Below are 21,893 nucleotides of genomic sequence, written 5' to 3' on the forward strand. Positions count from 1 at the left end.
AAATCCAAACCTCAGATGCCCCCAGTCTCTCCCGAGCGTCCAACCGTCTCTCCGGCCCGTCTCCGCCGTTCCCAGCGTCCCAACAACCACCTCAGCAGCGCCGGTGAAGGGGTATTTACGGATTAGGTCTGGGACCTGCAACCCCCATTTTGAAAAAACTTCGCATTTCCGTTCGGTTTCTTCTCCACCTTAATAAAAACAATACGTTAGCTTCATAATTCGCCCCGAAAACTTGCTGAAAGGACGTTCACAGCAACGAAATGGACGACCTTTCAGCGGAATCATACCCAATGCTCGGTATACAGCCCTAAATCAGGCGAATGAAAACGCCGCCCGAGTCTCTTCGGGCGGCGCAATTTACTGCGATGGTCACAGGGTTACTTCAGATCAAAACGATCCGCATTCATCACCTTGTTCCAAGCCGAAACGAAATCGCAGACAAATTTGCCGCCTGCATCTTCCTGACCATAGACCTCGGCCAGTGCCCGCAATTGCGAATTCGACCCAAAGACCAGATCCGTGCGGGTGCCAGTCCATTTCACGTTACCGCTTGCGCGGTCGCGGCCTTCATAGACGCCGTCACCGGATGGCTTCCATTCGGTGCTCATATCCAAAAGGTTCACAAAGAAGTCGGTGCTGAGCGTGCCAACCCGGTCGGTGAACACCCCATGAGACGTGCCGCCGAAGTTTGCACCCAGTACACGCATCCCGCCAACCAGCGCCGTCATTTCAGGGGCCGACAGTGTCAGAAGTTGCGCCTTGTCTAACAACAGGGCCTCGGCCGGAATCGAGTATTCTTTGCGCAGGTAGTTACGGAAACCGTCCGCGATGGGTTCCATCACTGTGAAGGACTCGACATCCGTCTGCTCTTGCGAGGCATCGGTGCGACCCGGGGCGAAGGGCACATCTACGTCATGGCCTGCGGCCTTGGCGGCCTTTTCGATGGCTGCGGCGCCACCCAGGACGATGACATCCGCCAATGAGACCTTCTTGCCACCCGATTGTGCGTCATTAAACGCGGTCTGAACGCCTTCCAACGCATCCAGCGCCTTGGCCAGTTTCAGCGGTTCGTTGACCTCCCAATCCTTCTGCGGGGCCAGACGAACGCGCGCACCATTGGCGCCGCCACGCATGTCCGATCCACGGAAGGTCGAAGCCGAGGCCCATGCGGTCGAAACCAGATCCGATACCGACAGACCGGTAGCGAGAATCTTTGCTTTCAGATCTGCCACATCCGCGTCGTCGATCAGATCATGATCAACGGCCGGAACATTATCCTGCCACAACAGCTCTTCAGTGGGTGCTTCGACGCCCAGATAGCGCGAGCGGGGGCCCATGTCGCGATGGGTCAGTTTGAACCAGGCGCGGGCAAAGGCATCGGCGAACTCTTCGGGGTTTTCGTGGAAGCGCTTCGAGATCGGGCCATAGATCGGGTCCATGCGCATCGCCATGTCGGCGGTGGTCATCATGGTCTTGACCTTCTTGGACGGATCATGCGCCGCCGGGGCCATGTCTTCTTCCTTAACGCCGACCGGTTCCCAGATATAGGCACCCGAGGGGCTTTTGGTCAGGTTCCAGTCATAGCCGAAAAGTAGGTCGAAATAGCCATTGTCCCATTTGATCGGATTTGCGGTCCAAGCGCCTTCGATACCCGAGGTCGTGGTGTCATCGCCCTTGCCGCTGCCGAAATCGTTGATCCAGCCAAAACCCATAGCCTCGATCGGGGCGGCTTCGGGCTCGGGGCCAACAAGGCCGGGATCGCCTGCGCCGTGCGCCTTACCAAAGGTGTGGCCACCGGCGACCAGAGCCACAGTTTCCTCGTCGTTCATCGCCATCCGGCCAAAGGTGTCGCGGATGTCACGGCCTGATGCCAATACGTTCGGCTCACCATCCGGGCCTTCAGGGTTCACATAGATCAGACCCATCTGCACAGCGGCCAGCGGGTTCTCCAGATCTCGCTCGCCCGAATAACGGCTGTGCGGATTCTCGGTGGGGGCCAGCCAATCGGTCTCGGCACCCCAATAGATGTCTTCTTCGGGTGCCCAGATATCCTCGCGCCCACCAGAGAAGCCAAAGGTCTTGCCACCCATGGACTCAATGGCGCAGTTGCCCGCCAGAATATAGAGGTCGGCCCAAGAGATCTGGTTGCCGTATTTCTGTTTAATCGGCCACAGCAGGCGACGCGCCTTGTCCAGGTTGCCGTTGTCGGGCCAGCTGTTGAGCGGTGCGAAACGCTGATTGCCGGTCGAAGCACCGCCACGGCCATCCGCCGTCCGGTAGGTGCCCGCGCTGTGCCACGCCATGCGGATGAACAAGCCGCCATAGTGACCATAATCCGCAGGCCACCAATCCTGCGAGTCGGTCATCAAAGCATAGAGATCCTCTTTCAACGCTTTCAGGTCGAGCTTCTTGAACTCTTCCGCGTAGTCGAACGCCTCACCCATCGGGTTCGAGGCGACCCCGTGCTGGTGCAGGATCGACAGGTTCAGCTGGTTCGGCCACCAATCCCGGTTGGTCCGGGCCTCGGCGCCATGCATCACCGGGCATTTGCCCATGTTAGGGGTATCACTTCCGTCCATATCGGTCTCCAGTCCTGGCTAGATGTGTGTGTCGCGCGGTTAACTCTGAATACGAGAAACAGGGGTCGTGAGTGTCTTTGCATCCTTTACTGGTCCGGGCACGTCGCTTGTTCGCAAGGGTCGGCCCTGACCTCATCTTGGAGAATAGCATTAACGACTCGTTCTTTCTGCTTGGCGTAGATTTAGCAACTCTGGGTGATGCATATAAGTTTTGTTTTTCGATGATATTAATAATTTAAAACTATTGCTCTTGAACGACCTCTATTCGCCGCAGCGTCACAATTGCGTTCCTGTGATTGCCCTTCACAGTGACCGTCATCGGCAGGGAGGTCAAAGCAAGATGCAATTCGACTATGTGATTGTCGGCGGCGGTTCGGCGGGCACTGTTCTGGCCAACCGCCTGAGCGCGAATCCACGAACCCGCGTTTGCCTGCTTGAGGCGGGCGGGCGCGGTGACAGCTTGATGGTGCGCATGCCCGCAGCAGTGGTGGGCATGCTGCCGGGTCGGCCCCGGATCAACAACTGGGCGTTTGAAACCACTCCACAACCCGGACTGAACGGGCGCAAAGGATACCAGCCGCGCGGACGCGCCCTTGGAGGCTCAAGCGCGATCAATGCGATGCTTTATGTCCGGGGCCAACGTCAGGATTATGACGGCTGGGCCGATCTGGGTTGCGAGGGCTGGGACTGGGACAGCGTGCTGCCTTATTTCAAACGCTCGGAAAACAATGAGCGCGGGGCGGACGATCTGCGTGGTGCGACAGGGCCGCTTCAGGTCTCAGACCAGAAAGAGGAACGCCCAATCACGCGCGCCTTCGTGGATGCCGCCACCCAAATGCAGCATCGCCGGACCGAGGATTTCAATAGGGGCGACAATGAAGGCGCGGGCCTCTATCAGGTCACTCAGTTTCACGACCCCGACCGCAATGGCGAGCGGTGCTCGGCCGCCGCCGCCTATCTGTTCCCGGTGATGAGGCGGCCCAATCTGACCGTCATCACAGGCGCGCACGTACAGCGGCTGCTGCTGGAGGGAAAACGCGCAACCGGTGTGCTGTATCGGAGGCGGGGTAAGGCGCGCAATCTGCAGGTGACCGCCACGCGAGAGGTTCTTGTCTGCGCCGGTGCTCTCAAATCGCCTCAGGTTTTGATGCTGTCGGGAATCGGCGACGCTGAGACCTTCTCGCGCCATGGAATCGCAGTTGCACATGATTTGCCGGGCGTGGGGCAGAACTTACAGGATCATCTGGACTTCACGATCTCCTACAAAACCAGAGACACCGACACATTCGGCATCGGTCCGGTCGGGGCATTGAAACTGCTTGGCCATCTCTGGCGTTGGCGAAAAGATGGAACGTCGATGGCGGCCACACCCTTCGCAGAGGGAGCCGCATTTCTGAAAACAACTCCGGATCTTGACCGACCTGATATTCAGCTGCATTTCACCATCGCCATGGTCGACGACCACGCGCGCAAATTGCATATGGGATATGGTTACAGTTGCCATGTCTGCAAGCTGAGACCTGAAAGCCGGGGCACCGTCTCGCTGAACAGTTCAGACCCGGAAGCACCGCCCGCCATCGATCCAAATTTCCTGTCCGACCCGCGCGACCTGGACACAATGATCAAGGGGGCACGTCTGACACGCGAAATCATGCAAGCCCCGGCGCTGGAGCCTTACCGTCACAAAGAGATGTTCGGCACCGATACCGCACAAAGCGACGCGGATTGGGAGCGCCATATCCGCGCGCGCGCTGATACGATCTATCACCCTGTCGGCACCTGCAAAATGGGTCTGGACGAACTGGCGGTTGTGACCCCAGACCTGCGCGTGCGTGGGATAGAAGGTCTGCGGGTGGTTGATGCATCGATCATGCCGACCCTGGTTTCAGGCAATACAAACGCGCCGACCATCATGATCGCGGAAAAGGCTGCGGACATGATTCTCTCGGTCGCATGACCAAACATGCGTTGAGGCGCCCCGCATAAAGCTCTACACCGCTACGTAATAAGCGGAGAGAGATATGCCGGCGCCGACAAATACTTTCAAACACGCCCTCAAGGATGGCCAGCTGCAGCTGGGGTGCTGGCTGGGCCTGGCCGATACATATGCTGCCGAGATCGCTGCAACCGCCAGTTTCGACTGGTTGCTGATTGACGGAGAGCACGCGCCGAATGACCTGCGTTCGATCCTCGGGCAGCTACAGATCGTTCAGGCCTCGGGTGCGCATGCGGCGGTTCGGTTGCCGGTGGGCGAAACCTGGATGATCAAGCAGGTGTTGGATGCGGGCGCACAGACACTGCTGATCCCGATGGTCGAAAGCGCTGAACAGGCGCGCGAACTGGTCCGCGCTGTGACCTACCCTCCCAACGGGACGCGTGGCGTGGGCTCGGCCCTTGCACGCGCCTCGAAATTCTCGGCCATTCCCGATTATCTGCAAACAGCGGATGAGCAGGTTTGCCTATTGGTTCAGGTTGAAAACCGTGCTGGACTTGCCGCGCTGGACGACATCCTTGCGGTCGAGGGCGTTGACGGCGTCTTTATCGGCCCCGCGGATCTGGCGGCCGATCTGGGCCATATCGGCAACGCGGATCACCCCGATGTAGACGCAGCCATCATGGATGCGCTCAGCCGGATCGTGAAGGCTAGCAAAGCCGCAGGCATCCTGACGCTTGATCCGACGATGCAGAAACGCTGCGCAGATATTGGCGTGACCTTTATGGCCACCGCAATTGATGTGGTTCTGTTTGCAAAAGCGATGCGGGCCGAAGCCAACGACGCACGCGCGCGTCTTCTGCCGGGCTAGTGACCGCTCACTTTCTTATAGAGCGCTGATTTATAGCCAAACGGAATCCCCAGAACGCCCACCAGCCAACCGGCGGTCCGGGCGATCTGGATCAGTCGCCGATCCGGCTGAAACGGGAAGAGCAGCATCAGCACCAACAGCGCGACAAGGCGGAACGGCGCGCTAAGGAATCCGACCATGGCGCGCGAAGGTTTCTGATCCAGCTTGCGGCGCATATGAGTGTTGGCCTGATCCCGCCCGCGCGCGGCCTGATACCAGAAAGACAGCCGAGCTGGGGGAATAGTCTCATAGACAAAGGCATCCGGCACCCAACCTACAGGCAAACCTGCGGCAACCGTCTCTGCATAAAACTTGGCGTCCGTGCCGCCGGTCATGCGCATCGCCTCGTCGAACCACAGGCCGGTTTCACTGAACAACCGCGTCTCACCCAACCAGTTATTGGTGACGATCGTCACTCCACCGGTATCGTTCAACGTGGCCTTCCTGGCAGCGGCGCGTTCCTTGTCGAGATACCGATTGCTGATGTTGCGCAACATCAGCCGTTGCAGCGCAGTCTCCGCACCTGACGGTCCCGCAGCCCGCAGCGGAGCCCCCAGCAGAACCGCCGAACTGATCCGGTACCCGGCGACCAGACGCTCCAGCCAGTCGGGCGCAACGACCTCATCGTCATCCACAAAGCAGAGCAGGTCAGACCCCTGCGCCAGCGCCTCACGCGCAGCGCGATTGCGGCCAAAGGGGATGCCAGGCTCGGTTTCCAACACATATTCAAGCGCAGCGCCATTGGGCAGTGTCGCTCCTGCCGCACGAACCGTGGCTTCACTGAAGGACGAGGCGTCATTCTCGACCACCAGACACCGGACTGAGCAATCGGGTGGCAGAGTCATTTCGCCCCAGCTTTGGATCAGTGCAGCCAACATCTCGGGACGCTGACGGGTCAGCGTCGACACGGTGATCTTCAAAGGGGCAGAGCGGTCATCCATCGAACCCCCTTACAACCCGCGACACTTTGTTGACAAGGTTCAGCGCTCAGCCGCAGCCGCATCCTGATGCTGCATCAACGACTCCAGCCCGACCCGGTAATTGGGATAAAGCAGTGAGATACCAAGCTCGGATTTGATCCGATCATTCCGAACCCGTTTGTTTTCATTGTAAAAACTCCGCGCCATCGGGGTCAGATCAGCCTCATCGAAGGACACAGCGGGCGGCATCGGCAGGCCCTGCAACTCGGCAGCATAGCCAATCACATCCTGCGGTGGGACGGGCTCATCATCACAGACATTGTAGATCGCCCCCGGATTAGGCTGCGCCATCGAGGCGATCAGAACCTGCGCAATGTCATCCACATGGATGCGAGAAAACACCTGCCCCGGTTTGATGATCCGCCGCAAGCCGCCGCGCTTGAGCTTCGAGAACGGCCCCCGACCCGGCCCGTAGATGCCCGCCAGCCGAAAAATGTGCAGCGACAGGTTCGGAATCTCAGCCCACTGATTCTCGGCCTGAACACGCCAGCGGCCCCGTTCAGCGGTGGGGGCCGTGGGCGTTGTCTCGTCCACCCACTCGCCCTGATGATCGCCATAAACCGCAGTGGTCGACAGATACCCAACCCATGTGAATTGCCCAGCGCGGGCAACGATCTCGTCCCGCAGTTGCGCCAGCACCGGGTCGCCCTCGGCGGTTGGCGCGGTCGAGATCAGCAGATGCGTCACACCATCCAGATCTGGCACCTCTCCCGGCCAAACATGCGGTTCGGCGCCCGTGGCCCGGATGACCTCAAGCTGGCTGGCATCTCGCGTGGTCCCGATGACGCGCCATGAGTTCGGGTCCATCTGTTTGGACGTGGCGCGGGCCGAATAGCCGTGACCAAAAGAGAGCAAACACTGTGTCATACCCCTTTGATGATCCGCCAAACGCAGGGATGCAAGCGCCGGATGGCCGCACTTGATTCGAATCCTCGGATGCGCATTCATTGATGTATGAGCGACAAAACCCCAGACCTGCACGCGGCCTACGCGTTGAAATCACCCGAAGACAACAAACGCCTCTACGCCGAATGGGCCGGGGATTATGATGACGGCTTTGCTGCGCGGGAAGATTATCAGCTACATATCCACACAGCCCGCGCCTTTGTCAGCGCCGGTGGGCAGGGTCCGGTTCTGGACGTCGGTGCCGGTACGGGGCTGTGTGGCGGTATTCTGGCCGGATTTGGCGTTGGCCCAATCGATGCCACCGATATCAGCGCCGAGATGCTGGACCAGGCCATGCGCAAGGATATCTATCGCGACGCGATCGAAGCTGATCTGAACGATGGTCTGCCGGTCCCGCGTGAGAGTTATGCCGGCGTCGTCTCTTCTGGGACCTTCACTCACGGTCATCTCGGCCCCGAGGTGCTGCCCGCCCTACTGCGCGTCGCCCGCCCGGGCGCTCAGTTCGCCCTGTCTATCAACGCAAAGCACTTTGAAACGATGGGATTTGCAGAGGCCCTCCGGGATCTGGAGGACAGTCAGATCAGCAATCTTTCACTGCCCGAAGTCCGGATCTACGGTGAGCTGGCAGCAGGCCCGAACAAAGACGACCGCGCGCTGATCGCCCTGTTCGAGACCTGCTGATCAGACCATAATTGGGTCATTCTCCCTCAGGTATACATCTGTTTCTTGTAGGCCCGTGTCCGCACCGTCGCCTCGGCCGACCCATCATGATAGGTGCCAAACCACTTATCGAACGGAATTTCGGAAGTACCATAGTTGCACTCGAAATAGCGGTGGTGCAGCTGGTGGAAGAAATCCCCCGCGCGGGCCGCCTCTGTTTCACCCGCTTTGAGTTTCTCGAACCCCGAATGGGACAGCACCGGGCTGATCTGCTGAAAATAGGCGTGGAACAGCAGATGCAGCGGGTGAGACGGCACAATCAGGTGGATGAAATAGGTGGTGAAGTAGAGCATGTTCTCGAACCAGTGGTTCGAAATGCCTGACCACGGTCCGATATTGACGTTGCGGTGATGCACGGCATGGACATGCTTATAGAGCTTCGGGTGATGTTCAAGCCGATGCACCCAATAGAAATGCAGACCGGACCACATGGGAATAAACAGCATCCAGATCACGAACCAGACGGGTGCAGCGGCCCATGTAACAACCGGTACATAGGCGTTGGCCATCGCCCAGTAGATGACCCATTGATAGACGGTCGCCACCGTCATGGCGCTGCCGAGTGTCCACCAGATGTTATCCCACACCTGATTGCGGAAGGTGAAAGTTCCGTTGTCGCGGGTCAGATCCCGACGGTCGAACTTCTTGTACATGCCCTGTCCCTTGCGCATGTAAAGCCACCAATGCAGCCCACCTGCCACGAGGATTTGCGGTACCATGTTCAGCAGCCAGATGCGGAACATCCAGCCGGGTGCAAAGTTCTGCATTGTCTCTAACGCGGGGAAAAACGCGACATATGCAATGCTGGCCAGCACCATGCACAGGGTTAGCGAAGTCAATGGCAGCCAGGCCCCGCGATACCACCGCAAAACGGCCATGGGGCGCGGAGGCCAGCTGAACAGTGGATTCAGCCCAACCGGCCCTTCAGGGCGATAATTCCAACGCGCTGCTTCCGGGTCATGAACGTCGGTCATGGCAGATGCTCCTTGCAGAGTCTTCAGGTTGCGTAATCCGAGTCTTCGGCATCCAGAATGGCCTTAATCTCGCGCAGATGCGCCTCGGCCTGATCGGGATAATCATCCAGCTCCTGCGCGGTCTTCTCGGCGGTCTCGCCCGACAGGACGCGCAGAGGCTGGCCCGTCTGCAACGCGCGGATATAGGTTTCGGCGGCACGTTCAAAATAATAGAGTCTATTAAAGGCATCTGCCGGGCTGTCACCGATCACCAAAACGCCATGGTTCCCCATGATCATGACCTTCTTCTTAGGGTCCGACAGCATCGATGCGCAGCGCTCGCCCTCACTTTCAAACGCCAGCCCCCCGAACTCCTCATCGATGACATAGCGGTTATAGAAAGTGGCCGTGTTCTGATCGATCGGCGGCAAAGTGCTGTCCGCCAATGACGCCAGAACAGTGGCGAAGATAGAATGCACATGCATTACGCAACGCGCGTGAGGGCAATGACGATGAATCGACCCGTGCAGCCCCCAGGCGGTCGGATCTGGTGCGCCGGGTTGGTCCATAACTTCGTTGTCATTGGCATCCAACAGCAACAGATTGGACGCCTTGATCCTTGAAAAGTGCATCTGGTTGGCATTCATCAGGAACTGCGTGCCGTCTGGATTCACGGCCAGACTGAAGTGATTGGCCACGCCTTCGTGCATATTCAACCGCTCGGTCCAGCGAAAGGCGGCGGCCATGTCGACGCGTTCAGGCCAGTAATCCATGTTGGGGCGCAGGTTGGTCACGCTCATATCGTGCTCCTTGGGCGGAAGAGGTTTCAAAAAATGGTGCCTGCACCGCAAAAGTTTGACCAACGAAAAAAACACACCTATCTCATTAGCTAAACTAATGGCGAGGTTATACAGATGCAGAAACAACTTCCTCCGCTGGGATGGCTGCGCACATTCGAGGCGGCAGCCAGACATCTGTCCTTTACCGGCGCAGCGCGCGATCTGAACATGACGCAAAGCGCGGTCAGCCAACAGATCAAGTCGCTGGAGGGCTATCTGGGGCAGCCTTTGTTCCTGCGTCGTCCTCGCGCGCTGGAGCTGACCGAGGCGGGCATCACCTATCTGCCCGTTGTGCGCGAGGCCTTCCGTACGCTCGTGCGCGGCACACAAGCGGTGACGGGCGCACAGCAAAATGCAGTGCAGGTGCAAAGCAACATCAGCTTTGCGGTCAATTGGCTGTCGCCGCGACTGCCAAGGTTTTGGGAACAGCATCCGGAGGTGCATCTGAACATATTCACTGAGCTGTGGGAGCCGCGCGAAATGGCAGAAGGCGCGGCAGTCGAGATTCGATATTCCCTGCGCCCCGCCGACACGGTTCGGACCGAGCTGCTGCGCACCGATCACTACTATCCGGTCTGCGCGCCCGATTTCGCCGTTACGTTGGAGGATCTTCAACAGCAACCCTTGTTCGATTGCTCAAATTTGCTGTCAAACTGGGCGAATTGGGCCGAAGAACAGAGTCTAATCTGGAAGAATCCACAGATCACATATGCGACGACCTATCTGGTCAGCCTGTCGATCGCGATGGCAGGCGGCGGCCTTTGTCTGGCACATGACACCATCGTCCGGCATCTGATCGAGCAAGGACGGTTGATCGCGCCTTTCGCTCACCGCGCCGAGATGCCCGAAGCGTATTACCTGCTATTGTCCCCTCAGGCCGAGGAGAATCCCGGAGCGATGGCGTTCGCCAACTGGGTACGCGCCGAGATCGAGGCGGATCTGCAGGATTGAGGCGGTGCCCTCCCGCCCATCGTCATGGCCCCTGCGGGGCTAATCCTCTGGTTGGGCGTGGCAGCGCTGACGCGCTGAGGGTCGCTCATCATTCAGGCATTATGATGATTTGATGATACCCCGCTGGCAGGGGTTGCACCTTCTGTCGCATTCGGGAAAGTTGGGCCATGGAATACAAGACTTTCCCCAGTTGGCCCGACACCGCCCCCCGCCTTATTGCTGTGGCCTCAGGCCGCGAGCCCGCCGATATGGTCATCTGTGGCGGGATCTGGGTGAACGTACATACGCGTGAACTGCTGCCGGATCATGACATAGCGATTGCCGCTGGACGTGTGGCTTATGTCGGACCTGACGCCTCTCATTGCACCGGGCCCGACACTCAGATCATTGAGGCGAAAGGCCGTTACATGATCCCCGGATTGTGTGACGCGCATATGCACATCGAATCGGGGATGCTAACCCCAGCGGAATTTGCCCGCGCCGTGATCCCGCACGGCACGACCTCGATGTTTACCGACCCCCATGAGATCGCCAATGTGCTGGGGCTGGAGGGTGTACGGCTGATGCATGATGAAGCTTTGATGCAGCCCGTGAACATTTTCACCCAGATGCCATCCTGCGCGCCCTCAGCGCCGGGGCTTGAGACGACAGGTTATGAGATCACCGCCGAGGATGTGGCCGAGGCGATGTCCTGGCCCGGTATCATCGGGTTGGGCGAGATGATGAACTTTCCCGGTGTGATCCACGGCGACCCAAAGATGCTGGCCGAGATCGCGGCGACGCAACGGGCGAGTAAAACCGTGGGCGGACACTATGCTTCGCCCGATTTAGGGTCTGATTTTGCCGCTTATGTGGCCGGAGGCCCCGCCGACGATCACGAAGGCACCTGTGAAGCCGATGCCATTGCACGGGTACGGCAGGGGATGCGCTCAATGATGCGATTGGGCTCGGCCTGGTATGATGTGGAAAGTCAGATTACCGCCGTCACCGAGAAGGGGCTGGATCCGCGCAACTTCATCTTGTGCACGGATGACTGCCATTCGGGCACTCTGGTCAATGACGGCCATATGAACCGCGTTGTGCGGCACGCGATTGCCTGCGGATGCGATCCTGTGGTCGCGCTGCAGATGGCGACCCTCAACACAGCGACTCATTTCGGACTGGAGCGTGAGATTGGCTCAATCACCCCAGGGCGGCGCGCAGACGTGATCCTGACCTCAGACTTAACCGAGCTGCCCATCGAAACGGTGATCGCCCGAGGCCAGATCGTTGCAGAACAGGGCAAAGTCACCGTTGACTGCCCGCATCTCGACTGGCCAGAAAATGCCCGCAACACAGTGCATCTGGGCCATGTGCTGTGCGCCGCTGATTTTGAGATCACAGCACCTGCTGGCGCTAATCGTGTCAGGGCCAATGTCATCGGTGTGGTTGAAAATCAGGCGCCGACACAGGCGTTGAAATCGGAACTGCCGATTATCGGCGGTCTGGTCGAAGGGGAAGGCGACGTTTGTCAGATCGCGTTGGTTGAACGACATCGCGCCACGGGCAGTGTGACCAACGCCTTTGTCTCGGGGTTCGGGTATCGGGGGCAGATGGCCATGGCATCGACCGTGGCGCATGACAGTCACCATATGATTGTCGTGGGGACCGACCGCGAACAAATGGCGCTGGCCGCCAATCGGCTGGCAGAAGTTGGCGGAGGCATCACGATCTTCCGCGATGGTGAGGAGTTGGCGCTGGTGGAGCTGCCCATTGCGGGGTTGATGTCTGATAGCCCGGCAGCAGAAGTGGCCGCCAAAGCGCAAAAGATGGTCGAGGCGATGCAAGCCTGCGGCTGTCAGTTGAACAACGCATATATGCAGCACTCGCTTCTGGCCCTGGTCGTAATCCCCGAGTTGCGGATCTCGGACCTTGGGCTGGTGGATGTGCGCACATTCGAAAAGATTGATCTTCTGGAACCTCTTGCATGACCGTTCTCAATACACCCGACGTCCCAAAGCCCGAGCAATTCACCGATCCAGCTGCTGCGGTAGCGCGTTTGGAAATGCTCTATGAACAGGCCACGACCTACCTCTGCAATAGCTTTGCCGAAGCGATGAAAAACGGTACGCCTACCGATCGATTCAGAGCCTATTACCCGGAAATTCGCATCAAAACCTCGTCCTACGCTCAGGTCGATAGCCGCCTGAGCTTTGGTCACGTGTCGGAACCCGGCATACATACAACAACCGTGACCCGACCGGATCTGTTCCGGTCCTACCTGACCCAGCAGATCGCGCTGTTGATCAGAAACCACGATCAGCCGGTCACGATCGGAGCCTCTGACACACCGATCCCGGTTCATTTTGCCGTTGCCAGCAATCCAGATCTGCATGTTCCACATCAGGGTGCCGCAGGTTTCACCCTGCGCGATGTGTTTGACGTACCAGATCTGACGACGACCAATGATGATATCGTCAACGGTGTATATGACCACGACGACGATATCGGGCCTTTGGCTCTCTTTACTGCCCAGCGCGTCGATTATTCATTGTCTCGGCTGTCTCATTACACCGCCACCGATCCCAGCCATTTCCAGAACCATGTTCTGTTCACCAACTACCAGTTCTACGTCTCGGAATTCGAGAACTACGCCCGTACCCAACTCGCCGATCCGAGTAGCGGCTACACCAGCTTTGTCTCAACCGGGAATGTCGAGATCACCGACGCAAACGCCCCGATTGAGCAGCCGCTGAAACTGCCGCAGATGCCCACCTATCATCTGAAACGTGCCGATGGATCGGGCATTACGCTGGTCAATATCGGCGTCGGGCCGTCGAATGCGAAAACTGCCACCGACCACATCGCTGTTTTGCGCCCCCACGCCTGGCTGATGGTTGGGCATTGCGCCGGATTGCGCAACACGCAGGCCTTGGGTGATTTCGTATTGGCCCATGCTTATCTGCGCGAGGACAAAGTGCTGGACGACGATCTGCCGGTCTGGGTGCCGATCCCGCCGCTGGCTGAGGTTCAGGTCGCACTTGAACAAGCCGTCGCCGAGGTGACCAAACTGGAAGGGTATGAGCTGAAACGGATCATGCGCACCGGCACCGTCGCTTCGGTCGACAACCGCAACTGGGAACTGCGGGACCAGTCAGGACCGGTACAAAGGCTCAGCCAGTCGAGGGCCATCGCACTGGATATGGAAAGCGCAACGATTGCCGCAAATGGTTATCGCTTCCGCGTACCTTACGGAACCTTGCTGTGTGTGTCGGATAAGCCGTTGCATGGCGAATTAAAGCTTCCCGGCATGGCCTCGGCGTTCTATACCACCCAAGTCAGTCGTCATCTGGCCATCGGAATTCGGGCAATGGAACATCTGCGCGGAATGCCGTTGGAGCGTCTGCACAGCCGGAAATTGCGTTCCTTCGACGAAACGGCCTTTCTCTGAAGCAAAAAAGCAACGATTTCCCCATATTTTTAGGGTTTTCAGCGCTACTATTCGTTGTGTTCATCCACAATATCCCGTTACAGTTACGCGGTGAGGCCCAAATTATCGGGCACGTTAAGGAGACCAAGAAATGGCAAAGCCTATGACAAAGACTCAGCTGGTTGCTGCTCTCGCTGAGGAAATGGGAACTGACAAGAAATCCGCGAATGCCGCGCTGGAGGCCATGACCGGCCTGATCACCCGCGAAGTTTCGGCCGGTGGCGCCGTCACCCTGCCCGGCGTTGGCAAAATCTACTGCCGCGAGCGCCCCGAGCGCATGGTGCGCAACCCCGCCACCGGCGAGCAGTTCAAGAAAGAAGCCGACAAAGTGGTCAAGATGACCATCGCGAAGGCTCTGAAGGACAGCGTCAACGGCTAATCCGCCGCTGACAGATCGCAAGATCGAAGGGGTCGCCATCGGGCGGCCCCTTTTCCTTGCGGTTGATGCAAAAACCAGTGAAAGTCGCCCGGATTTCATCAGGAGGCCGAAATGGATCTGCGCGCCATTGCCATGGGGCTTGTGTTTGCCCTGATCTGGTCCTCGGCCTTTACCTCGGCCCGGATCATTGTGGCTGATGCATCGCCCCTGTTTTCGCTCGCGCTGCGATTTCTGATTTCCGGGTTGATTGGCGTAGCGATTGCACGGGCCATGGGGCAGAGCTGGCGTCTGACCCGACCGCAATGGCGCGCAACCATTTTGTTCGGAATCTGCCAAAATGCCCTGTATTTGGGTCTGAATTTCTATGCGATGCAAACCGTCGAAGCCTCGGTGGCGGCAATTATCGCATCAACCATGCCCCTGCTGGTCGCGCTGGCCGGGTGGTTGCTGCTGAGTGAGCGGTTGCGCCCATTAGGTATCCTCGGGTTACTGGCAGGCTTTGTCGGAGTTGCGCTGATCATGAGCAGCCGGATCAGCGCCGGCGTTGATCTGTTCGGTGTGTTCCTTTGCGGGATCGGAGCACTGGCGCTGACCTTCGCCACACTGGCAGTGCGGGGGGCGACCTCGGGCGGGAACTTCATGATGGTGGTCGGTCTGCAAATGCTTGTGGGCTCAGCAGCACTGTTCCTCGCCGCCCCAGTGTTCGAGACGATCTATATCCATCCTACACTGCCGTTTGTACTGGCATTTACCTATACGACCCTGTTCCCTGGCCTTCTGGCCACTCTGATCTGGTTCCTGCTGCTGGATCGCATCGGCCCGATCCGGGCTGCAACGTTCCACTTTCTGAACCCCGTCTTCGGTGTTGCCATCGCAGCAATGCTCTTGGGCGAGAATCTCGGCCCGCTGGATCTGCTTGGAGTCGGCATCACCACATTGGGCATTCTTGCGGTGCAGCTGTCGCGGCAACCCGCTCAGCGCAGCAAAGCTTCAATCTGATTGATCAGTTTCGACGCATTGGGCTTGGTGCCCGATCCATAGGTGGCGACAACAGTGCCCTGCGGGCCGATGAGAATCTTATTGAAGTTCCAGCTGGGTACAAAACCCACCTCAGCTGCGACCTCTTTGTAGAACGGGTGAGCATTGGGGCCTTTGACCTCGGTAATATCGGTCATCGGCAGCGTCAGATTATAGTTGAACTCACAGAACTCCTTGACCTCTACAGTCGTTTCCAACTCCTGATTGAAGGAATTCGACGGAACCGCCAGAACCACCAATCCACGATCCTCGTAAGCCTCATGCAGGTCCTGCAGGGCAGAGTACTGCCCGGTAAACCCGCAAAGGGACGCGGTGTTGACCACAAGCACAGGCTGCCCGCGCCAGTCTTCCAATGACAACTTTCCTCCATCGATCGAGGAGAACTCGGCAGTCAGCGGTGCGGCCTGCACCACCTTTGCCAGCAAAATCAGAGCCGTCAACAGAGCCATCCGAATCATCTTTTTACCTCCTCTTGCACAAGATACGCGATCTGCGGCGGTTTGGATCATCTGCACAGACCCGCGAGCAGACTGAAATATGATTTTGATTTTCCCGCGGATGTGCCCAAATAGTACACCACTAACAAAATACCAGAGGAGCCATGTCCCGCTATACCAAGGACCCCCAGGCCATCGCCGCCCTGTCACCGGAAGAGTTTCATGTGACCCAGCGCAGCGGGACCGAGCGCCCGGGCACCGGCAAACTGTTGAACAACAAGGAACCGGGTATCTATGTGGATATCGTCTCGGGTGAGCCTTTGTTTGCGTCCACCCATAAGTACGAATCCGGTTGTGGCTGGCCAAGCTTCACCAAGCCCATCGTCCATGAACATGTCGAAGAATTGGAAGACCGCACCTTGGGCATGATCCGGACCGAAGTACGCTCGAAACATGGGGACAGCCATCTGGGCCACGTGTTCCCCGATGGCCCTCGCGAACATGGTGGGCTACGGTATTGCATCAATTCCGCCTCGCTGCGGTTCATCCATCGCGACGAGATGGAGGCCGAAGGGTACGGCGAATTCCTAATCCATGTGGAGGAAATCTGATGACCGATCAACGCGCCGTTCTGGCCGGAGGCTGCTTTTGGGGCATGCAGGACCTTATCCGCAAACTGCCGGGCGTGTCCCGCACCCGCGTCGGCTATACCGGTGGTGATGTGCCCAACGCCACCTATCGCAACCATGGCACCCATGCCGAGGGAATTGAGATCTGGTTCGACCCGACCCGGATTACCTATCGCGATCTGCTGGAGTTCTTCTTCCAGATTCACGATCCCACCACGCCTAACCGTCAGGGCAATGACCGCGGGATGAGTTATCGCTCGGCCATTTATTACGTGGATGATGCACAGAAACAGGTGGCCGAAGACACGATTGCCGATGTGAATGCCAGCGGCATCTGGCCCGGCAAGGTCGTGACCGAGGTCGAACCGGTTGGTGATTTCTGGGAGGCCGAGCCCGAGCATCAGGATTACCTGGAGCGTATCCCCAACGGCTATACCTGCCATTTCCCACGCCCGGATTGGGTACTGCCAAAGCGATCCAGCGCAGCAGAGTAAGGACTCCGGTAGCCCCGCGCGGGGCTACCCGACCGCCACCCGAGGTCTTCCACTGGCTTCGACGGTAATCAGCGCTTCGACGAACACCTCCTGCGCCTCGATCTTGGCGGTACGGATGTCGCGTTCGACGCTCACGCGGATATCTTCAGCGCCCGCTTCGCGCACCGCGCCTTCAGCCTCACCGCGCAACACGTCTTCAAGCAACTTCAGGGCAGTATTCGAGTCCGAGAAATCCTGCGGCCCTTCTTCCAGATGCACCCGATAGCGGCCTTCAGCCGGAGATGTAACGGACCCGGTCCGCCGCAGAGTCAAGCGCCCGACAACCGCACCGATAGCATTTGCAACACCGGCATGTTCGGGTAGCACCATCTTGCAATGCAGCCGCTCTCCGACCGCTGGATAATAACTGGGGGCCGAGGCCCCAAGACCCACCACATCCACATTCAACGCCGTATCCAGCGCCACTAGCCCACGATGCTTTGCCAACCCGCGCTGCGTCAGCACATGCCGCGCCAGATCTTTAGCTGGCAATCCGAGTCCATCGCTTTCTTCGGCAAAAGCAGTCTCTAACAAGGTCAAAGCGGTCTGTTCTGTCAGTTGATCTACAATGATCTGCGCCAATGCTTCAGCCGATAGTTCCAGGCGATCTCCCGACCCAACACGCTTGCGCGCAACCAGTTCCAACGCCTTGAGCGCAGCCGAGCGATCCCAATCCTCAAGCCGTCCCAGAACATGGCTGGCATCCGATGGCGTGACGCCCGAAACCTGCACTATTCCGCGATCCACCAAACGGTTCAGAGCCCCATGCTCCATACGTGTCTGCAACAGATTGCCGAGGGGCACGACATCATTCCCCAGGCGGTCCAGCAATACGGATTCGCGCGGCCCCACTCCTTCGGCGGGAATGCCCGGCACCCGGCGGGCAAACCGAGTGTCGTGCTCGCCTACCGTCGTGGTCCGTAGCTGCTCATCCAGTGCAGCATGCACCACATCCGGAGCCTCGGATGCGATCAGCGACACTGGCAGCACCCGGCGCGGCCCAAGGAAGACACCACCGCCCAGGCCCTCGGTCACCACATGCACCTGACTGTCACCACCAAGACCATGGGTGCGCATCGCCACCGCCTCGACCATGGTCCGAAAACCGCCCACCTGCGCGCCAGCAGGGTCGATGGCTGGTTTCCCATCCCGGATCAGCGCCACATCGGTTGTGGTGCCTCCGATATCTGACACCAGTGCATTCTCAGCCTCGGTCAACCAGCGCGCGCCTACAATCGAGGCCGCGGGGCCGCTCAGAATCGTCTCAATCGGTCGCTCCCGCGCTTGCTCGGCGCTCATCAGCGCACCATCCCCGCGCACAACCATCATCGGAGCAGTAATGCCCTGTGCACGCAGTTGATCCTGCGCCCGTCCGATCAGCCGGTCGATCATGCCGATCAACCGCGCATTCAGCACAGCCGTCACCGCCCGCTTCGGTCCGTTCAACTTGGCCGACAGATGGTGAGAGCATGTCACGGGAACACCCGTACGCTCAGAAATTACGCGTGCGACCTCCAGTTCATGCGCCGGATTTCTGGTGGCGAACTGCGCCGCGACCGCATAGCCAGAGATGCCCGTATGTGAATCTAAAAAAGCCTCTAACGCCGGAATGTCCAATTCCGCAGCCTGACCACCTGCATGATTGTGTCCACCAGCCAGAACCAAAGCTGGGTCACCTTTCAATGCATCGCGCAGCCCGTGCTTTTCCAGATCGCTTTCCCGGAACCCGACATAGATCAGTGCTACGCGTCCACCCTGCCCCTCGACCAGAGCATTTGTGGCCAATGTGGTCGATAACGACGCCATGCCGATCTGATCGGGCGCAACCCCAGCCGTCTCAAGCACCGCAGAAACCGCCCGACCAACGCCAATGGCCAGATCCGCCCGCGTGGTCAGGGATTTGGCCGAGGCAATCACCTCGCTCTCATCCCGGATCAGCACTGCGTCCGTATAGGTTCCGCCCGTGTCTACCCCCAAAGCCAGCGCCATCGGGTCCTCCATCTGTTCGCCAGAATCGGGTGTAGCGTTTTCCTGCGGCGCGTCCAGCCCGTTTACGACAACTGAGACACCGCCCAGCGCGCAGCGTCAGCCACGGTTGGATCGGGATCATCGGTCAGTCCTTGGGCAATATGCCTCAACGCGGGTTGAGAGGAATTTCCGATCGCGTAAAGCACGTTCCGCACAAACCGATCCCGCCCAATCCGTTTGATTGGCGACCCCGAGAACTTCGCCCGAAACGCCGCATCGTCCAGCATCGCCAGTTCCGCCAGCGGTGGCGCGTTCAAATCTTCACGCGCCGCATAGCGAAAGTCGCTCGCCGCGACCGCAAACTTGTTCCAGGGGCACGCGGCCAGACAATCATCACAGCCATATATCCGATTCCCCAACAGCGCCCGTAAATCCTCATCTACCGGGCCCTTATGCTCGATGGTCAGATACGAGATACAACGGCGCGCATCCAACTGATAGGGCGCCGGGAAGGCATCAGTTGGACAGGCTGTCAAACAGGCCCGGCACGATCCGCAGTGATCAACCTCAGCGCCATCCACGGGCAAATCCAATGTGGTGAAAACAGACCCTAAAAAGGCCCAATTCCCCCAATCCTGACTGACTAGATTCGTATGCTTGCCCTGCCAGCCCAACCCGGCAGCCTGCCCCAGTGCTTTCTCTGGCACCGGCGCGGTATCCACAAAGACCTTAACCTCGCCGCCTGCTTCGGCAATCAACCAACGCGCCAGGCGCTTCAGGCGTTTCTTGACCAGATCATGATAATCCTTGTTTTGTGCATAGACCGAGATCGCGCCCAGCTCAGGATGCGCCAACACCTCAGTCGGATCATGAGCGGGCGTATAACTCTCAGCCAGCATGATCACCGACCGCGCCTCTGGCCACAGCACAGATGGATCGCCGCGCCAATGACTACGCTCGGCCATCCAGCCCATCTGCCCATGATACCCGGCCTCCAGAAAAGCAGCCAACCGCTCAGGTACCTGTGGTACATCCCATGGACGACACACTCGACAAGCGACAAACCCCTCAGACAGGGCTTGCTCCACCAACCGCTCCTTCAGCTCCGATCCGCTCTTCATCTGGCCAAAAATACCTTCGGGGCCAGGGACAGACAGCCCCGGTCCTATCCTGAATATCAGAAATCCAAATCAGCGTAATGCGGAGGCGGCCGGAATCCCGGAACCTGATCCGCCAGAATCGAACGGAAAGCCGGACGGGACTTGATCTTGGCGTACCAATCCTTCACCGCGGAACTCCGGTTCCAGTCCACGTCCGAAATATAATCCAACGCCGACAAATGCGCCGCAGCGGCAAAATCGGCCAATGTCATCTGATCCCCGGCCAGCCAGCGGCGATGGTCCAGCAGCCAGGCCATGTAATCCAGATGGTACTTGATCGCCCGCGCCCCCTCCTTGACGTTCTTGCTGTCCGGATAGCCCTGCCCCGTCACCTTCTTGTTCACCCGCTCATAAAGCAGTTTTGAAGTGACCTCGTGATGGAACTTGTCATCAAACCATCCCACCAAACGCCGCACTTCATACCGCGCTTCGGGTTTCTTGGGCATCAGAGGCGGCTCGGGGCGGGTCTCTTCGATATATTCACAGATCGCCGCACTCTCGGCCATGATCTGACCGTCGAGCCGCAGCACCGGAATTTTCCCCGCCGGATTGCGACGCAGGAAATCCGGGTCCTGCTCCCAGTATCGTTCTTCGACCAGCTCAACCTCGATCTTCTTTTCGGCCAGAGACAGGCGAACTTTGCGGCAATAGGGTGAGAGGGGAACGTGAAACAGACGCGCCATGGACTTCCATTCGAACCAGTAGAATACGCCTCAAGCTTTAGCCGTTGAGGGGGCGAGGTTTCAATCCTCGAAACAATCGGCGCGTCCATCTGCGCGGATGGTGGCCGCTCCATCAAGGATCGAAGCCGCGCGTCGCCGGGTTCGGACCGACGGGTCCGTCACCGAGCGGTTGCGTGGAGACGGCAGGATCGCTGCCAGCCGCGCCGCCTGCACGGGGGACATCTTGTCGGCGCTGACGCCATAGTATTTCTGTGCCGCTGCCTCGACGCCAAAGACACCCTGTCCGGTTTCAGCGACATTCAGATAAACTTCAAGGATGCGCTGCTTGCTCCAGATCAGCTCAACGACCGGAGTCATCGAGGTCTCCAGTGCCTTGCGCACCCAGCTACGTCCCTGCCACAGGAACACGTTCTTCACCACTTGTTGCGTGATTGTTGAGGCCCCGCGATTGCCGCCGTCTTCTAACGCGTCTCTGATCGCTTCAACGTCAAACCCCCAATGCAGGCAGAAGTTGGCGTCTTCGGCCGCGACGACCGACCGTGCCATGACAGGCGCGATCTCATCGATCGGCACCCATTCACGCTCGATCTTGCCCAGCCGCCGCCATTCGGACCAGATGGTGTGTGTGACGGGCGGATTCACGACCGAATAGAGCAGCACCAAAGCCGCAAAAACCACCGACATGGCCAGAACGGCGCGCAAAGCCCAGCGCCGGATCCACACGATCGCGCCTGATATACTGTTTGTCTTAGTCGCCTGCTTTTTCTTACCGCCTGTCTTGCGGCCTGCTTTTTTTGCCATGCCCTGCTATACGCCGCGACCAGCG

Annotated in this window: 20 protein-coding genes; 10 read left to right on the forward strand and 10 right to left on the reverse strand. The window is 58.8% G+C overall.

Features of this window, described 5'->3' with window-relative positions; genetic code table 11:
- Window positions 1-377 precede the first annotated feature (377 nt).
- Window positions 378-2,579 carry a catalase/peroxidase HPI gene (katG, locus tag ACR0NF_RS08935; protein WP_480660586.1) on the reverse strand — a complete coding sequence of 734 codons (2,202 nt, stop codon included), beginning with the start codon at window positions 2,577-2,579 and terminating at the stop codon, window positions 378-380.
- A 340-nt stretch (window positions 2,580-2,919) separates the two neighbouring features.
- Here katG and ACR0NF_RS08940 point away from each other — a divergent pair, with 340 nt between their 5' ends.
- Both ACR0NF_RS08940 and ACR0NF_RS08945 read left to right on the forward strand, forming a co-directional pair.
- Window positions 2,920-4,536 carry a GMC family oxidoreductase gene (locus tag ACR0NF_RS08940; protein ID WP_480471228.1) on the forward strand — a complete coding sequence of 539 codons (1,617 nt, stop codon included), beginning with the start codon at window positions 2,920-2,922 and terminating at the stop codon, window positions 4,534-4,536.
- Window positions 4,537-4,600: 64 nt separating this feature from the next.
- The gene (locus ACR0NF_RS08945) at window positions 4,601-5,383 is read left to right on the forward strand and encodes an aldolase/citrate lyase family protein (protein WP_480471229.1); all 783 of its coding nucleotides are present in this window, start codon (window positions 4,601-4,603) and stop codon (window positions 5,381-5,383) included.
- Here the strand turns inward: ACR0NF_RS08945 and ACR0NF_RS08950 are convergent.
- A complete protein-coding gene (locus ACR0NF_RS08950) occupies window positions 5,380-6,363 on the reverse strand; it encodes a glycosyltransferase (RefSeq protein ID WP_480471230.1) in 984 nt (327 codons plus the stop codon). The two genes, ACR0NF_RS08945 and ACR0NF_RS08950, sit on opposite strands and share 4 nt — an antisense overlap.
- 39 nt (window positions 6,364-6,402) lie before the next feature.
- A complete protein-coding gene (locus tag ACR0NF_RS08955; RefSeq protein ID WP_480471231.1) occupies window positions 6,403-7,269 on the reverse strand; it encodes an SDR family oxidoreductase in 867 nt (288 codons plus the stop codon).
- 87 nt (window positions 7,270-7,356) lie between these two features.
- On the opposite strand from ACR0NF_RS08955, the gene ACR0NF_RS08960 reads away from it, so the two are divergent.
- On the forward strand, window positions 7,357-7,989 hold the full coding sequence (locus tag ACR0NF_RS08960) for a class I SAM-dependent DNA methyltransferase (protein WP_480471232.1): 633 nt from the start codon (window positions 7,357-7,359) through the stop codon (window positions 7,987-7,989).
- Window positions 7,990-8,015: 26 nt separating this feature from the next.
- Here the strand turns inward: ACR0NF_RS08960 and ACR0NF_RS08965 are convergent, their stop codons facing one another.
- Together ACR0NF_RS08965 and ACR0NF_RS08970 are read right to left on the reverse strand one after the other, a co-directional pair.
- The gene (locus ACR0NF_RS08965; RefSeq protein WP_480668077.1) at window positions 8,016-9,002 is read right to left on the reverse strand and encodes a sterol desaturase family protein; all 987 of its coding nucleotides are present in this window, start codon (window positions 9,000-9,002) and stop codon (window positions 8,016-8,018) included.
- Between the two features lie 23 nt (window positions 9,003-9,025).
- On the reverse strand, window positions 9,026-9,781 hold the full coding sequence (locus tag ACR0NF_RS08970; RefSeq protein WP_480471234.1) for a class II aldolase and adducin N-terminal domain-containing protein: 756 nt from the start codon (window positions 9,779-9,781) through the stop codon (window positions 9,026-9,028).
- 114 nt (window positions 9,782-9,895) lie between these two features.
- Between ACR0NF_RS08970 and ACR0NF_RS08975 the strand changes: the two genes are divergently transcribed.
- The 5 genes from ACR0NF_RS08975 to ACR0NF_RS08995 all read left to right on the forward strand — a co-directional run bounded on the left by ACR0NF_RS08975 (window position 9,896) and on the right by ACR0NF_RS08995 (window position 15,618).
- The gene (locus ACR0NF_RS08975; protein WP_480778114.1) at window positions 9,896-10,771 is read left to right on the forward strand and encodes a LysR family transcriptional regulator; all 876 of its coding nucleotides are present in this window, start codon (window positions 9,896-9,898) and stop codon (window positions 10,769-10,771) included.
- Window positions 10,772-10,938: 167 nt separating this feature from the next.
- Window positions 10,939-12,741 (forward strand): adenine deaminase, encoded by a 1,803-nt coding sequence (gene ade / locus ACR0NF_RS08980; RefSeq protein WP_480778115.1) that lies wholly within the window; start codon window positions 10,939-10,941, stop codon window positions 12,739-12,741.
- Window positions 12,738-14,201, forward strand: coding sequence for an AMP nucleosidase (locus ACR0NF_RS08985; protein WP_480778116.1), 1,464 nt, complete (start codon window positions 12,738-12,740; stop codon window positions 14,199-14,201). The genes ade and ACR0NF_RS08985 overlap by 4 nt, the downstream gene beginning before the upstream one ends.
- A gap of 130 nt (window positions 14,202-14,331) precedes the next feature.
- Window positions 14,332-14,619 carry an HU family DNA-binding protein gene (locus ACR0NF_RS08990; protein ID WP_010442901.1) on the forward strand — a complete coding sequence of 96 codons (288 nt, stop codon included), beginning with the start codon at window positions 14,332-14,334 and terminating at the stop codon, window positions 14,617-14,619.
- Window positions 14,620-14,730: 111 nt separating this feature from the next.
- On the forward strand, window positions 14,731-15,618 hold the full coding sequence (locus ACR0NF_RS08995) for a DMT family transporter (protein ID WP_480471238.1): 888 nt from the start codon (window positions 14,731-14,733) through the stop codon (window positions 15,616-15,618).
- Here the strand turns inward: ACR0NF_RS08995 and ACR0NF_RS09000 are convergent.
- Window positions 15,594-16,115, reverse strand: a complete 522-nt coding sequence (locus ACR0NF_RS09000; protein ID WP_480471239.1) for a glutathione peroxidase — start codon at window positions 16,113-16,115, stop codon at window positions 15,594-15,596. The genes ACR0NF_RS08995 and ACR0NF_RS09000 overlap by 25 nt on opposite strands.
- Before the next feature lie 143 nt (window positions 16,116-16,258).
- On the opposite strand from ACR0NF_RS09000, the gene msrB reads away from it, so the two are divergent.
- Both msrB and msrA read left to right on the forward strand, forming a co-directional pair.
- On the forward strand, window positions 16,259-16,705 hold the full coding sequence (gene msrB, locus ACR0NF_RS09005; protein ID WP_480668080.1) for a peptide-methionine (R)-S-oxide reductase MsrB: 447 nt from the start codon (window positions 16,259-16,261) through the stop codon (window positions 16,703-16,705).
- Window positions 16,705-17,217: a peptide-methionine (S)-S-oxide reductase MsrA gene (gene msrA, locus ACR0NF_RS09010; protein WP_480471241.1), complete on the forward strand. Its 513-nt coding sequence runs from the start codon at window positions 16,705-16,707 to the stop codon at window positions 17,215-17,217. The genes msrB and msrA overlap by 1 nt, the downstream gene beginning before the upstream one ends.
- Before the next feature lie 24 nt (window positions 17,218-17,241).
- Here msrA and ACR0NF_RS09015 read toward each other — a convergent pair whose 3' ends face one another.
- From ACR0NF_RS09015 to mtgA, 4 genes are all read right to left on the reverse strand, one after another.
- Window positions 17,242-19,245, reverse strand: coding sequence for a hydantoinase/oxoprolinase family protein (locus ACR0NF_RS09015; protein ID WP_480471934.1), 2,004 nt, complete (start codon window positions 19,243-19,245; stop codon window positions 17,242-17,244).
- A gap of 62 nt (window positions 19,246-19,307) precedes the next feature.
- A complete protein-coding gene (queG, locus tag ACR0NF_RS09020; protein WP_480471242.1) occupies window positions 19,308-20,345 on the reverse strand; it encodes a tRNA epoxyqueuosine(34) reductase QueG in 1,038 nt (345 codons plus the stop codon).
- A 56-nt stretch (window positions 20,346-20,401) separates the two neighbouring features.
- The gene (gene fzlA, locus ACR0NF_RS09025; RefSeq protein WP_480471243.1) at window positions 20,402-21,067 is read right to left on the reverse strand and encodes an FtsZ-binding protein FzlA; all 666 of its coding nucleotides are present in this window, start codon (window positions 21,065-21,067) and stop codon (window positions 20,402-20,404) included.
- Window positions 21,068-21,127: 60 nt separating this feature from the next.
- Window positions 21,128-21,868 carry a monofunctional biosynthetic peptidoglycan transglycosylase gene (gene mtgA / locus ACR0NF_RS09030; RefSeq protein WP_480471244.1) on the reverse strand — a complete coding sequence of 247 codons (741 nt, stop codon included), beginning with the start codon at window positions 21,866-21,868 and terminating at the stop codon, window positions 21,128-21,130.
- Between the last annotated feature and the right edge of the window lie 25 nt (window positions 21,869-21,893).

Source organism: Ruegeria sp. CF4 (assembly GCF_056537345.1).